At 71.5% G+C, this 13769-nt stretch carries 14 protein-coding genes; 8 read left to right on the top strand and 6 right to left on the bottom strand.

Translation table 11 applies throughout. The features are described from left to right. Positions 1 to 102 precede the first annotated feature (102 nt). Entirely contained in the window at positions 103 to 417 is a 315-nt protein-coding gene (locus tag Aiant_RS34370) for a DUF3817 domain-containing protein (RefSeq protein ID WP_189333104.1), read from the top strand. Positions 418 to 469: 52 nt separating this feature from the next. Here Aiant_RS34370 and Aiant_RS34365 read toward each other — a convergent pair whose 3' ends face one another. The 5 genes from Aiant_RS34365 to Aiant_RS34345 are packed head-to-tail and all read right to left on the bottom strand — an operon-like array spanning position 470 to position 5574. Then, positions 470 to 1435, bottom strand: coding sequence for a cyclase family protein (locus tag Aiant_RS34365; RefSeq protein WP_189333103.1), 966 nt, complete (start codon positions 1433 to 1435; stop codon positions 470 to 472). Then, positions 1432 to 2568, bottom strand: a complete 1137-nt coding sequence (locus Aiant_RS34360; protein ID WP_189333102.1) for an alpha/beta hydrolase family protein — start codon at positions 2566 to 2568, stop codon at positions 1432 to 1434. The genes Aiant_RS34365 and Aiant_RS34360 overlap by 4 nt, the downstream gene beginning before the upstream one ends. Continuing rightward, entirely contained in the window at positions 2568 to 3488 is a 921-nt protein-coding gene (locus Aiant_RS34355) for a fumarylacetoacetate hydrolase family protein (RefSeq protein ID WP_189333101.1), read from the bottom strand. Before Aiant_RS34355 ends, Aiant_RS34360 begins: the two co-directional genes overlap by 1 nt. Then, a complete protein-coding gene (locus Aiant_RS34350; protein WP_189333100.1) occupies positions 3488 to 4432 on the bottom strand; it encodes a VOC family protein in 945 nt (314 codons plus the stop codon). Before Aiant_RS34350 ends, Aiant_RS34355 begins: the two co-directional genes overlap by 1 nt. An 11-nt stretch (positions 4433 to 4443) precedes the next feature. Beyond that, a complete protein-coding gene (locus tag Aiant_RS34345; RefSeq protein WP_189333099.1) occupies positions 4444 to 5574 on the bottom strand; it encodes an FAD-dependent monooxygenase in 1131 nt (376 codons plus the stop codon). A 77-nt stretch (positions 5575 to 5651) separates the two neighbouring features. Here Aiant_RS34345 and Aiant_RS34340 point away from each other — a divergent pair, with 77 nt between their 5' ends. Further along, positions 5652 to 6617, top strand: a complete 966-nt coding sequence (locus Aiant_RS34340; RefSeq protein WP_229830668.1) for a LysR family transcriptional regulator — start codon at positions 5652 to 5654, stop codon at positions 6615 to 6617. A gap of 112 nt (positions 6618 to 6729) precedes the next feature. Next, positions 6730 to 8028, top strand: coding sequence for an MFS transporter (locus tag Aiant_RS34335; protein ID WP_189333098.1), 1299 nt, complete (start codon positions 6730 to 6732; stop codon positions 8026 to 8028). Between the two features lie 411 nt (positions 8029 to 8439). Here the strand turns inward: Aiant_RS34335 and Aiant_RS34330 are convergent, their stop codons facing one another. Beyond that, a complete protein-coding gene (locus Aiant_RS34330) occupies positions 8440 to 9003 on the bottom strand; it encodes a DUF2087 domain-containing protein (RefSeq protein WP_189333097.1) in 564 nt (187 codons plus the stop codon). A gap of 202 nt (positions 9004 to 9205) precedes the next feature. Between Aiant_RS34330 and Aiant_RS34325 the strand changes: the two genes are divergently transcribed. From Aiant_RS34325 to Aiant_RS34305, 5 genes are all read left to right on the top strand, one after another. After that, on the top strand, positions 9206 to 10279 hold the full coding sequence (locus tag Aiant_RS34325) for a lytic polysaccharide monooxygenase auxiliary activity family 9 protein (RefSeq protein WP_189333096.1): 1074 nt from the start codon (positions 9206 to 9208) through the stop codon (positions 10277 to 10279). 221 nt (positions 10280 to 10500) lie between these two features. Next, the gene (locus Aiant_RS34320) at positions 10501 to 11130 is read left to right on the top strand and encodes a DUF3159 domain-containing protein (protein ID WP_189333095.1); all 630 of its coding nucleotides are present in this window, start codon (positions 10501 to 10503) and stop codon (positions 11128 to 11130) included. Between the two features lie 71 nt (positions 11131 to 11201). Further along, on the top strand, positions 11202 to 11879 hold the full coding sequence (locus tag Aiant_RS34315; protein WP_189333094.1) for a DUF998 domain-containing protein: 678 nt from the start codon (positions 11202 to 11204) through the stop codon (positions 11877 to 11879). 28 nt (positions 11880 to 11907) lie between these two features. After that, entirely contained in the window at positions 11908 to 12279 is a 372-nt protein-coding gene (locus Aiant_RS34310; RefSeq protein WP_189333093.1) for a YciI family protein, read from the top strand. A 33-nt stretch (positions 12280 to 12312) separates the two neighbouring features. After that, positions 12313 to 13542: an RNA polymerase sigma factor gene (locus Aiant_RS34305; RefSeq protein ID WP_189333092.1), complete on the top strand. Its 1230-nt coding sequence runs from the start codon at positions 12313 to 12315 to the stop codon at positions 13540 to 13542. Positions 13543 to 13769 lie beyond the last annotated feature (227 nt).

Below are 13769 nucleotides of genomic sequence, written 5' to 3'. Positions count from 1 at the left end.
TCGATAGTGGGTACGCGAGCCGGAGATACCCCGCCTGCCAGGAAACACTCAACTTCCGGGGGATAGCGTCCGAACGATTGATCTTCAGGAGAGGGGTGGCGGGTGCCGGCGTTCCTGGTGTTCCGCGTGACCGCGATCGCCGAGGCGTTCTCGTGGACCGGCCTGCTGGCCGGGATGTATCTGAAGCACGTCTCGCACACCACCGACGCCGGGGTGTGGCTGTTCGGCCGGATCCACGGCGCGCTCTTCGTGGCGTACCTTGCGGCCACCCTCTGGGCCGCCCGCGCCGAACGCTGGTCGTTCTGGCGCACCGGCTTCGCCCTGGCCGCCTCGATCCCGCCGCTCACCACGCTGATCTTCGAGCGCTGGGTGACCAAGCGCCGCCCGGCCCCGGAGCCGGCCCCGGCCACCGTCTGAGGCCCGGCACGGCGAAGGGCGCGCCCGCATGGACGCGCCCTTGCCACGTGGGCTACTTGACGGCGATCGGGTTGACCGGGCTGCCGACCGCCCCGGTGACCGGCAGCGGCGCGGCGGTCAGCCAGAACTCGTAGACCCCGTCCGCCGCACAATCCGCGGCCAGCTCGTCCGGATCCCACATCTCCCCGAGGAACAGGCCGATGTGCGGGATCGCCACCTGATGCAGCGGCTGGAACGCGTCGTCGAACTCGTTCGGCCGGACCTCGAAACCCCAGGTGTCGGTCGCGATCGCGGCGATCTCGGTCCGGTGCAGCCAGTCCGCCGTGGTGAACGACAGCCCCGGGGCCGCGCCACCGGCATAGTCGCCCCACCCGTCCCGGCGCACCCGGGACAGCTGCCCCGTGCGTACCAGAACAATGTCGCCCCGGCCCACCGCGGACGTCGCGCCCTGCCGCGCGATCGTCGCCGCCAGATGCTCCTCCGTGATGGCGAAGCCATCCGGCAGCTCGCCGCCGGCGCCGAGCGCGCGCCCGACGTCGAGCAGCACCCCGCGCCCGGCGATCACCGAGGCGACCGTCTCGATGCCGGTCACGCCGTCGCCGAGGCTGGTCACCACCTTCTCCGCCGGGCGCCCGTTCCAGGCCCTGCCGTGGTCGAAGATGTGGCCGAGCCCGTCCCACTGGGTGGAGCACTGGAGCGGCATCGAGATCACGTCGTCGGCGCCGCCGATCCCGTGCGGGAAGCCCTGCACGCCGGCGACCGCGTCGGTGCCGGTGTCCAGCATCGTGTGCACCGGGTTGGTGCGCCGCCGCCAGCCCTTCTGCGGCCCGTTCGCGTCGAAGGACTGCGCCAGCGAGAAGGAGACACCGCGGCGCACCAGGCCCGCCGCACGCGCGCGGTGCGCCGGGGTCAGGAAGTTCATGGTTCCCCGTACGTCCTCGGCACCCCACCGCCCCCAGTTGGAGCAGCGCTTGGCGGCCGCCGCGACGGCACCCTCGGGATCCGTGCGATCGATCATGCGAAGACGTCCGTGATCCAGTCGGCGATGTAGGTCTGCACGTGCGCGAAGTGGTCCAGCCCGATGTGCTCGGCGCCGCCCTCGGCCGGCGTGAAGATCCGCAGGTCCCGCCGGGGCGCGTTGACCGCCTGCTCGTAGGAGCGGTACGCGTACTGAAGCGGGATCTGCCGGTCGTTCTCCCCGTGCGCGATCAGGAACGGCACGGTGATCTTCTCGACCACGCCGTCGAGGTTGACCGCCTCGGCCTTGGCGATGAAGGTGTCCAGGTCGGTCTCGCCCCACACCCAGAGCACGTGGTCCCAGTAGTGCGGGACCGGGTTCTCGCCCTCGCGCTCCAGCCGGCGCTTCTGCACCGCGCCCCAGTCGTGGTTGGCGCCCCAGGCCACGCAGAGCGCGAGCCGTTTCTCGAACGCGGCGGCGCGCGGCGCGTAGTAGCCGCCGAGCGACCAGCCGACCAGGCCGATCTTGTCGGCGACCACGTCGTCCCGGGTGAGCAGGTAGTCGACGCAGGCGCGCGCCCAGTCCTCGGACTCCACCCGGCTGGTCAGGCCGAGCAGCCGCAGCGCCTCGCCGCTGCCGGGGGTGTCGACCATCAGCGTGGAGATGCCGCGAGCCGCCATCTCCTGAGGGAAGCCGGAGGCGTACATGTGCTCCTTGGTGGAGTCCAGCCCGTTGAACATGATGATCACCGGCGCGCTCTCCGCGGCCTTCGTGAAGTACGCCGGCAGCAGCGCACCCTCGAACGGGATCGCCACCCGGCTGGTCGCCGGGTCGATCAGGTCGAACGCCTTCTGCTGGAGTTCCAGGCAGCGGCGGTAGAAGACGTTCCGGTCCGGCTGCTTGGCGCTCTGCATCCGCTCGGCCTGGGCCAGGTAGTTGGTGGCGCGCAGGTACTTCTGCCCCGCGGTGCGCGGGTGGCCGGCCGCCTCGTCGGCGGCGGCCTGGGTGGCCAGGTCCTCGGCGACCGCCGCCCAGGAGGCCAGGAACTCCTTGGTGCCGACGTCGGCGCCCTGGGCGCCCAGCTCGCGGATCGGGCGGCAGGCGCGGTCGACCTCGTCGATCAGGCCGCCGCTGTTCAGGGTGGCGACCACGCCCAGGTTCCAGACGTAGTTGCCGGGGAAATACTCGAACATCACTGCCTCTCTGCGCGAGCTTTCGCCGCGTCGCGACGCCGGACCGCCGCCAACGGCCGCCCAGCTTGTCCGGAAATAACGCGATTTACCAGGTTTCCGATGCCTTCGACGGTCAACGTCACCTCGTCACCGTCCTTCAACGGCGGCGGATCCTGCGCCCCACGACGGCCCCACAGCTCGGCCAGGCAGCCGCCGTTGCCCACGGTCCCCGACCCGAGCACGTCACCGGGCTTCACCACGCTGTCCCGCGCGGCATAGGCGAGCATCGTCTCGAACGTCCACCCCATGTTGCTGAGCAGATCCCGGCCCACCTCGACGCCGTTCACGCTCGCCGAGCACCAGAGATCGAGAAAACCGTCCTTTCGGTACGGCTCCAGCTCATCCGCCGTCACGATCCACGGCCCGAGGCTCGAGGCGAAATCCTTGCCCTTGGCCGGCCCGAGGCTCACCCGCATCTCGCGGCTCTGGAGGTCCCGCGCCGACCAGTCGTTGAAGATCGTGTAGCCGAAGATCGTCCCGCCGGGCCCGGCGACCGCGGCCACCTCCAGCTCGAAGTCCCGGGCCACCGACGCGGGCGGGAACGGGATGTCGTCGCCCGGCCCGTAGATCGCGTGCGGGTTGGTGAAGTAGAACGTGGGCGCGTCGTACCAGGCCTCGGGCACCCCGGCCGAGCCGTCGACGCTGCGCCGGACGCCCTCGACGTGCTCCTCGAACGCCACGAAGTCCCGCACCGACGCCGGCCGCAGCGGCGCCAGCAGACGCACCGCGGCCAGCGGCACACCCGGCTTGGTGCCGACGTTGTCCAGGCCACGCTCGATGACCTGGAGGGTGGAGAGGTCGTCGACGAACGGCCGCACCTCGTCCCCGGCGAGGATGCCCGACTTCTCCCGGCCGTCGTGCCGGTAGCTGACGATCCGCATCAGACCGGCGGCGCGACGAAGATGCCGCGGTCCACGTCGTTGAACGACTGCTTGGCGACGAACTCGTTCATCGGGTTCGCCGTGCCCCACTGGTCGCTGACCATCGGGTCGGAGAAGTCGTAGAGGTGCGGGTGCCAGCTGTCCTCGTCGAGTTCCTCCAGCTCGGTGGTGTACTCGATGGTGTTGCCGTGCGGGTCGAGGAAGTAGCTGAAGGTGTTGTTCCCGGCCATGTGCCGGCCCGGCCCCCACACCTTCTCGACGCCGCCGCGCAGCAGCCGGCCGGTGCCGCGCATGTACTCGTCGATGCCGCGCATCTCGAACGACGCGTGGTGCAGCGAGACGTGCGGCCCGCGGGCGATCGCCAGGCTGTGGTGCCACTTGTTGGTGCGCAGGAACCACATCATCGAGCCCATCCGCGGGTGCATCAGGGTGTCGGAGAGCGCGAAGTTCAGGTGGTCGCCGTAGAAGGCGACGGTCGCCTCCGGGTTCGGCGAGTTGATCACCACGTGCGAGAGCTTGACCGGGACGGACTCGCCCTCCTCCAGCTTGCGATGCTTGCGGACCTCGACATCGCAGGACACTTCGACGGTACGGCCGTCCAGGTCGAAGAAGCGGAAGCCGTACCCGCCGCCCGGGGTCAGCAGCGCGCCCGGCTCGCTGACCAGCGTGACGCCGGCCCGGCCCAGGCGCTCGGCCAGCGCGTCGACGTCGGCCCCGCTCGCCGCGCCGAAGGCGATCAGGTCGAGCCGCTTCTCCGCCGCCTTGCGCAGCCGCACCGAGTACTGCTCCGGCGAGCCGGCCGCGGCCAGGAACGCGATGCCCTCGTCGGTGGTCTCGGCGTCCAGCCCCCACATGGTCGTGTAGAACTCGAGCTGCTTGTCGTAGTCCGGCACGGCCAGGTCCACGTGCCGCAGGTGGGTGATCAGTCGTTCGTCGTTGCTCATGACCAGTCCTTTCAGGCCGGCTCGGCGACGAGGTGGGAGATCCGGGCCATCAGGCCCGGGACGTCGCCGCGCTCGTGGGCCAGCAGCCAGCGGCACAGTTGCAGGGAGGCCTCGACGACCTCCGTGGCGCGCGGGAGCCGCCGCGCGGTGAACTCGGTCCACAGCTCGTCACTCAGCGCGTCGTCCCGGAGCAGCAGCTCGGCGAGGACCACGGCGTCCTCCAGGGCCTGGGCGGCGCCCTGGGCGAGGGTGGGCGGGCAGCTGTGCGCGGCGTCGCCGATCACCACCACCCGGCCCCGGTGCCACGGCCCGTCGAGCACGTGGCTCTCGAACGCGGTGTAGTTGACCCGGCTCGGGTCGGTCAGCTGCTCGCGGATCTCGTCCCACGGCCCGTGGTAGGCCTGCGACAGCCCCCGCATCGTCTCCAGGGCCTGCTCGGGGCTGAGGCTGAACCGGTCCTGCGCCCGCTCGACCAGGTAGGCGTAGATGCTGTCCGGGCCGGTCGGGCAGTACCCGGCGATGTAGGCGGGACCGCCGTAGAACAGGTCGGTCCGGGTGATCGACTCCGGCCGCCGGCTGAACGTGCGCCAGATGCCCATGCCCACCGGCTGCGGCTCGACGTCGATCCCGACCGCACGGCGCGTCCAGGACCGCAGGCCGTCGGCGCCGATGACCAGGTCGTACCGTCGGATGTCGCCGTCGGTGAAGGTCACCGTGACCGCATCGCCGTCCTGTTCCAGAGCGGTCGGCTGCGTCCCGAATCGGACGGCCGCACCGGCCTCCTCGGCGCGCTTGAGCAGGATCCGGGCCAGGGTCGGCCGGTACATGCCCAGCGTGGCCGGCAGGTCCGGGCCGCCGGTGCGGATGTCGGTGAGCTCGGCGATCAGCGTGCCGGCCGGGTCCGGGGCGCGCAGGCCCAGGGTGTCGAACGCGTATCCCTCGGCGCGCACCTGGTCCCAGACGCCGAGCCGGCGCAGCACCCGCAGCGCGTTGCCCTGCAACGTGATCCCGGAGCCGAGAGCGGAGACGTCGGGCTTCAGGTCGATCAGGTCGACCGCGACTTGCTGTTCCGCTAGCAGGATCGCCGCGGCGGCGCCGGCCGCGCCCCCACCGACGACCAGAACGTTACGAACTGCTGGCACGGCGGTTTCCCTTCCGTTTCGTGTGACTGGGACCACTGTCACGTGCGGCGAGGTTATTACGGAAGCTCGACTTGGTGATGCTCACCATCGCCCAGGCTTATAGTGGCGCCATGGCGGTCGACCGGGTGCTGGCCAACCTCGATCTCAATCTGCTGGTGACGCTCGACGCCCTGCTCCGCGAGCGGAACGTGACCCGCACGTCGGAGCACCTGGGCGTCAGCCAGCCGGCGGTCAGCGGCGCCCTGGCCCGGCTGCGCCGCCACTTCGGCGACCCGCTGCTCACCCGGGTCGGCAACCGGTACGAGCTGACCCCGCTCGCGGCCCGGGTCGCGGTGCTGACCGGACCGGCCCTGGCCGGGGTGCGCCGGGTCTTCGACTCGACCGCCGAGTTCGACCCGTCCCGGCTGGACCGCGAGTTCACCCTGGTCGTCTCGGACTACGCGGCGACGATCCTGGGTCCGCTGGTGGCCCGGGAGCTCGCCCGGCTCGCGCCCGGCGTCCGCCTGCGGCTGGAGCAGACCACGCCGTACGCCGTGGACCACGCCGAAGCCACCCTGCGCGCCGCCGACGGCCTGATCGTCCCGCACGGCTTCGTCACCGACCTGCCCTATCGAGACCTCTTCGAGGACCGCTGGGTGTGCATCGTGTCCGACGACCATCCCGAGGTGGGCGACACGCTCACGCTGGAGCACCTCGGCGCGCTGCCCTGGGTGATGTACGTCGACCGGCCCACCGCGTTCGCCCCCGCCGCCCGCCAGTTGCGGATGCTCGGCATCGAGGCCCGGGTGGACGCCGCGGTCGACGGTTTCGTGCAGATGCCGTTCCTGGTCGCCGGCACCCGCCGGATCGCGCTGCTCCAGGAGCGCCTGGCCCGGCTGCTCGCCCCGGTCGCCGGGGTGCGGATCTTCGACTGCCCGTTCGACGTGGTCCCGGTGGCCGAGGCGTTCTGGTGGAACCCGATGTACCGCACCGACCCGGCACACACCTGGTTCCGCGAGCTGCTGGTGAACGCGGCCGGCTCGCTGCGCCATCAGCCCGGCTGATACCAGTTATCAGCGGATCCGGGCTTCCGTGATGGGACGGCGTCTGCCCACTATTCAGGTCCGCCGGATGTGACCTGGACCACCGGCTTCTCCTCCTCCGGAAGGCCCTCCCATGCCCGAAGCCGTCCTCCAGCGCCGCGCCGGCGCCGGCCAGCTGGTGCTGCTGCTGGCCGGCAGCTGCCTGTCGGTCCTCGGCGCGGTGCTGATCGCGCCGGTTCTGCCGCAGATGACCGACCACTTCGCCGGGGTCGCCGGCGCCGACGTGCTGGTCCCGATCGTGCTCACCGTACCGGCCCTGGTGATCGGGCTGACCGCGCCGTTCGCCGGGTTCGTCGTGGACGCGCTGGACCGCAAGCGCCTGCTGATCGCCGCCATGATCGGGTACGCGATCTGCGGCACCGCTCCGCTCTACCTGGACTCGCTGCCGGCCATCATCGGCTCCCGGGTCCTGGTCGGACTCTGCGAGGCGGCCATCATGACCTGCTGCACCACGCTGATCGCGGACTACTGGTCGGGCCGGCAGCGCAGCCGCTACCTCGGTCTCCAGACACTGCTCGCCTCGGTCTCGGCGACGATCTTCCTGGGCGTCGGCGGCGCGATCGGCGCGTCCGGCTGGCGTGCGCCGTTCTGGCTCTACACGGTCGCCCTGGCCCTGGCCGTGCCGATGTCCCTGCTGATCTGGCAGCCCGTCGCCGCCGCCTCCACAACCACCCCGGCCCCGCCGCCCGGTGCGCCCTCCCTCGCCCCGCCGGCCGGCGCGCTCTCAGCCGCCCCGCCGGGCGGTGCGCTCGCAGTCGCCCCGCCGCCCGGCGCCAAACCGAAGCTCCCGCCGCTCCCCTGGCGGCAGCTCCGCACCCCGTGCCTGGTCACCCTGGCCGGCGGCATCGTCTTCTACGCGCTGATCGTCGAATTGTCCTTCGTTCTCGACGAGGTCGGCGTCACCGAGACCGCCACGATCGGCGCCCTCAGCGCCTTGATGTCACTCGCCACGGCGATCGCGGCCGGCTCGTTCGCCAGGTTGTCGGCCCGCACGCCGCGCCAGCTGCTGCCGATCGCTTTCGGACTCGCCGCCCTCGGCTTCCTGATCATCGCGGCCACCGAGGCGGTCCCGGTGATCACCCTCGGGGCGGTCCTGACCGGCGCCGGCACCGGCCTGCTGCTGCCCACGCTGCTCACCTGGGCCACCAACAGCCTCACCTTCGAGGAACGCGGCCGGGGCACCGGCCTGTGGACCGGCACCCTGTTCGTCGGCGAGTTCCTCTCCCCGGTCCTGATCAACGGCCTGAGCGCCGCGGCCGGCGGCCTCCGCCCGGCGCTGGGCATCCTCGGCGTCCTCACCGTGATCCTCGCCGCGGCGATGCCCGTCATCGTCCCGCGCACCGCCCCCGCGCTGAACGTCACCACCGACTAGCCCCAACAGTCCAGCTGGCCGCCACGGCCCCATCACCGCCCGAGATAGGGCCATGAGCACCAGCCCAGAAACCTCGGCTGGCCACCACGGCCCTATCACCGCCCCGGAAAGGGCCATGAGCACCAGCCCAGGAACCTCGGCTGGCCACCACGGCCCCATCACCGCCCGAGATAGGGCCATGAGCACCAGCCCAGAAACCTCGGCTGGCCACCACGGCCCCATCACCGCCCGCAATAGGGCCATCAGCGCCAGCCCGGGGAACTCGGCTGGCCGCCACGGCCCTAACACTGCCCCGGATAGGGCCGTGGCGGCCAGCCCAGGAACCTCGGCTGGGCTCCACGGCCCTATCACCGTCACGGAAAGGGCCGTGGGCGCCAGCCGGGGACTGCGGGCCGGGGTGGAGGGTGAGCGTCAGGACGCGGGCAGATACGCCCGACCGGCGCCGTACGTACTCCCGGCCCGGTCCCGTTCCAGCCACCCGGTCTCGACCAGCATCCGGCGGACCGCCGCCACGTCCTCGGCCACCACCGCGATCCGCCGGTTCACCTCGTCCTCGGTGAGCAGGTCGTCGACCGCCAGGAACCGGGCGAGCAGCTCCGCGATCTGTTCGTACCGCTCACTGAGCGTCGGCGGCAGAGCGATCAGCCGCCCGTGCGCGAAGAAGCTCTTGAGCTGCGGATACTCCCTCAGCAGCGGCGCGATCGGCAGCGTCGAGACCAGCGCCTGCGCCGCCTCGCGCAGCACCTCCGGCTTGGCCCGGTAATACCCGTCGCCGCTGCCACTGGCGAGCCCCAGCCCGGCCAGCCGGCCCAGCGCCTCACCCGCCTCCGGCTTGGAGATGTCCAGGTGGAAGGCCATCTCGGCGAGGGACGACCCCTCGCTCCCGCGACGCACCAGCTCGGCGAAGGCGCGCAGGCGGGCGGGGTTGGACAGCTGGGTCAGGAGTTCGGCGGCACGGGCCGCTTCGGCGGACATCCCCACAACCTAGGAACCTCGCGGGTGACCGGCATCCGATTTTCCGCTCACATTGACTTATCTCGATCACCGAGGCACGCTGGGCGCCACAGCACGCACGTGAGCACACGCGGGCACCGCGGAGGCCTGGGCAGCCTCCGACGTCCCCCGCAGCCCGGCCGTCGCCACCGGCGGCCCCTGAGCTCAGGAGTGCTGAGTTCGCATGACGACTCATGTCGTACGCAAGAAGTTCTTGATCTCTGCTGTGATCGCGGCCCTGGTGGCCACCCTCGCCGTGCTGGTCACACCGACCTCCCCCGCCGCGGCGCACGGCAACGTGATCGGCCCGGCCTCGCGCAACTACGGTTGCTTCCAGCGCTGGGGTGACAAGTTCCAGGCGCCGGAGATGGCGACCGAGGACCCGATGTGTTACCAGGCCTGGCAGGCCGATCCGCAGGCGATGTGGAACTGGAACGGACTGTTCCGCGAGGGTGTGGCCGGCAATCACCAGGCCGCCATCCCGGACGGGCAGCTGTGCAGCGCCGGCAAGACGCAGAACGGCCGGTACGCCGCGATGGACGCGATCGGCGACTGGAAGGCGACGACCGTCGCCAACTCGTTCACGCTGAACCTGTTCGACGGGGCTCGGCACGGCGCCGACTACATCCGGGTCTACGTCACCAAACCGTCCTACAACCCGGTCACGACCGCGCTGAAGTGGTCCGACCTGGACCTCGTCAAGGAGGTGCCGAACACTCCCGCGGCGCAGTGGACCGAGCAGCTCAGCAACGGGGTGCAGATGGACATCCCGGTGAGCCTGTCCGGACGGTCCGGCCGGGCCGTGGTCTACACGATCTGGCAGGCCAGCCACCTGGACCAGTCCTACTACTTCTGCTCGGACGTCAATTTCAGCGGCACGACGTCCCCGTCGCCGACCTCGCCCTCGCCCACCTCGCCCTCACCCACCTCGCCCTCGCCGACGGCGAGCACGCCGGCTCCCTCGGGCGGGTGCAGCGCGGCCGTCTCCGTCGCCTCGCAGTGGTCCGGCGCCTACCAGGCGACCGTGACGGTGACGGCGGGCGCCGCGGCGGTCAAGGGCTGGGCCGTGACGCTCACCTACGGCGCGGCGCAGACCGTGCAGCAATCCTGGAACGCGACCGTGCTGACCAGCGGAAACCAGATACAGGCGTCGAACGCGAGCTACAACGGCGCCTTGTCGGCCGGCGGCTCGGCGACGTTCGGTTTCATCGCCACCGGAACGCCCAGCACCCCGGCCGTCACCTGTTCGGCGGTCTGACCCCTCCCCGGGGCGCGCAATAGTTGCTACAGTGCGGTGAACTGGGAGCGCTCCCAGCGCAAGCTCCGATCCGAAATGGAGGCGCAGCAATCCCCCGCGTGAACCTCACGTAGTGCTGCCACACCATGGACGGGGAACGAGGCAGCCCCACCTCGCTCCCCGTCCCACCCTTGACCGACCGCCTGGGTTAGGCTGCCCTAACCTCTAACAGGCGGGTGGAGATGGCGCAGCCGGAATCGCTGTCGGATTTGCTCAACGGGCGGCGTGCCGCCGTCGACGCGTCATGGCCCGCGGTCGGCTTCCTGGCCGGTTGGCTGGCCTTCCACACCATCGGGGCCGGCATCGCCGGCGCGCTGCTCGCCGCCCTCGGCGTGGTCGCCTGGCGCCTGCGCCGCGGTGACAAGCCCCGAGCCGTCCTGATCGGCCTGCTCGGCGTCTGCGTGGCCGCGCTGATCGCCCTGCGCACCGGCAAGGCCGAGGACTTCTTCCTGCTCCAGATCCTCACCAACGGCGCCAGCGTCCTGGTCTGGACGATCAGCATCGTGATCCGCTGGCCGCTGCTGGGCGTGGTCGTCGGCGCCGTCCTGGGCCAGCGCACCCGCTGGCGCCGCGACCCCGAGCTGCTCCGGGCCTACTCCCGGGCCAGCTGGATCTGGGTCCTGCAATACGTCATCCGGGTCGCGGTCTTCCTCCCCCTTTACGCCGCCGGCGAGCCGGGCGCCCTGGCCGTCGCCCGCATCGTCCTGAGCTGGCCGCTGGTGGCCGCCTGCCTCGCGGCCAGCTGGTGGGTCATCCGGCGCACCCTCCCGGCGGAGCACCCCGGCCTCCGCCATCCGGTGCTCCAGAAATAATTCGGAACCGGTGTCCGAACCGGGTCTGCCCGTTCGAGGTCAAGGTAAGACCACGAACCAGGGAGAACCCGATGACCACGCAGACCATCACCTCGGACAGCATCGGCCGGCAGTGCTCGCCGGCCACCCGGATCACCCGCTCGCTGCTCGGTTACGGCGTCATCGCCGGACCGTTCTACGTCACGGTGAGCCTGGCGCAGGCTCTGACCCGGGACGGTTTCCGGCTGGACAAGCACGCGTGGAGCCTGCTGGAGAACGGCAGCCTCGGCTGGATCCAGATCACCAACTTCCTCCTCACCGGCCTGATGACCATCGCCGCGGCCGCCGGGCTGCGCCGGGCCATGACCACCGGACGGGGACACCGATGGGCGCCCCGGTTGATTACCGTGTACGGGGTGAGCATGCTCGGCGCCGGGATCTTCACCGCCGACCCGGCATCGGGTTTCCCGGTCGGAACACCGGAGATCACCACCGTGAGCGGCCACGGCATGCTGCACTTCGTCGCCGGCGGGATCGGCTTCCTCTGCCTGATCGCGGCGTGCCTGGTGCTCGGCTCCCGGTTCGCGCGGACCGGCCGAGCGGCGCTGGCCTGGTTCTCCCGGGTGACCGGCATCGTGTTCCTGGCCGCGTTCGCCGGGATCGCCAGCGGCTCGCACGGCCCGGTCACCCCGGCCTTCGTCGCCGCGGTGCTGCTCGTCTGGGCCTGGCTCGCGACCGTCTGCGTCCACTTCTCCCGCTCGGCTGTCTGAGCAGCGTCCTCCTCGAAGGGAATCGACCATGCGATACCTGATCATGCTCAAGGCCGTTCCGCCCCCGGCCCCGCCGCCGCCGGCCCTGATGGAGGCGATCATGAAACTCGGCGCCGACGCCACCGCCGCCGGAGCGCTGCTGGACACCGCGGGTCTCGCCCCGAGCGCGGCCGGCGCCCGGGTGTCGCTCGCCGGCGGGCAGCTGAGCGTGACCGACGGCCCGTTCGCCGAGGCGAAGGAGACCATCAGCTACGCGCTCTACGAGGTGCGATCCAAACAGGAGGCGGTCGAGTGGGCGTCCCGGTTCCTCGTCCTGCACCGGGACCTGTGGCCGGGCTGGGAGGGCGACGCCGAGGTCCTCAAGGTTTTCGGGCCGGACGACTTCGGCCCGCCTGCCTGAGCACGGCGCCCGCTGGTGCGAGGATCGGTGACCATGGCGGTCATCGATCCTCGTAGTGTGGTGGAGACGGTCTGGCGGATGGAGTCGGCCCGGATCGTCGCCGCGCTGGCCCGGATCGTCCGGGACGTCGGGCTGGCCGAGGAGTTGGCCCAGGACACGGTGGTCATCGCACTGGAGCGGTGGCCGGCCGACGGGGTGCCCGAGCACCCGGCCTCCTGGCTGATGGCCACCGCCAAGCACCGGGCCATCGACCTGCTCCGCCGGCAGGGGCGGTATCAGGAGAAACTCGCCGAGATCGGCCGGACGACACCGCAGGCGGCCGATCCCGACCTCGCCGCGGAGATGGACGACTACGTCGGTGACGACCTCCTGCGGTTGATCTTCACCACCTGCCATCCGGCCCTCTCCACCGAGTCGCGGGTGGCGCTCACCCTGCGGCTGCTGGGCGGGCTCACCACCGAGGAGATCGCGCGGGCCTACCTGGTGCCCGAACCGACCGTCGGCAAGCGGATCACCCGGGCCAAACGGACGCTGGCCGAGAACCGGGTGCCGTTCGAGCTGCCGCCACCGGCCGAGGCGGCGGAACGGCTGGCCTCGGTTCTCGAGGTCATCTACCTGATCTTCAACGAGGGGTACGCGGCGACCACCGGCGACGACTGGATGCGGCCGGCGCTCTGCATGGAGGCACTGCGCCTCGGGCGGGTCCTGGCCGGCCTCGCACCGACGGAGCCCGAGGTGCACGGCCTGGTCGCGCTGATGGAGCTCCAGGCCTCCCGGACAGCGGCCCGGACCACCGCGGACGGGTCGCCGGTGCTGTTGCAGGATCAGGACCGGCGACGCTGGGACCGGCTGCTGATCCGGCGCGGGCTGGCCGCGCTGGCCCGGGCCGAGGGCACCTTCGGGCCGTATGTGCTGCAGGCGTCGATCGCGGCCTGCCATGCCAAGGCGCTCCGGCCGGAGGACACCGACTGGGAGCGGATCGCGGCGCTGTACGAGGTGCTGGCCTACGTGGCGCCGTCGCCGGTGGTGGAGTTGAACCGGGCGGTGGCGGTGGGGCACGCCTACGGCCCGGCCCGCGGGCTCGCCCTGACCGACACGCTGGAGATGCCGAACTACGCGTTGCTCCCGGCCGTCCGCGGCGACCTGCTGGCGAGGCTCGGCCGCGCCGCGGAGGCCCGGGCGGAGTTCCGGGCCGCGGCCGCCATCACGCGGAACGCTCGCGAGCGGGCCATCTTCGAGTCCCGGGCCGCCGAACTCACCTGACCCGCCTGACCGCTCACGGTCCGCTTCCCTTCCGATCCGCCATTTTCCGGTACGACTGGTAGCCCCGTGGCAGTCGGCTCGCCAGGCCGCGGCCACTGGCGGACCGCCACGCGTGTCGTGCGGGCCCGCGGGTGGTCAGGGCTGATCAACACCCGGGCGGACCTCACGGATCAGCGGACCCGCACGAGCCGCGCCGCGGTCGTGCGGGGGCCGGTCCTCGCGAGCCG

Origin of the sequence: Actinoplanes ianthinogenes (genome assembly GCF_018324205.1) — a bacterium.
GTDB classification, from domain to species: Bacteria; Actinomycetota; Actinomycetes; order Mycobacteriales; family Micromonosporaceae; genus Actinoplanes; species Actinoplanes ianthinogenes.
The sequence above is the reverse complement of the archived record's forward strand: the minus strand, read 5'-3'. Positions and strand labels throughout refer to the sequence as shown.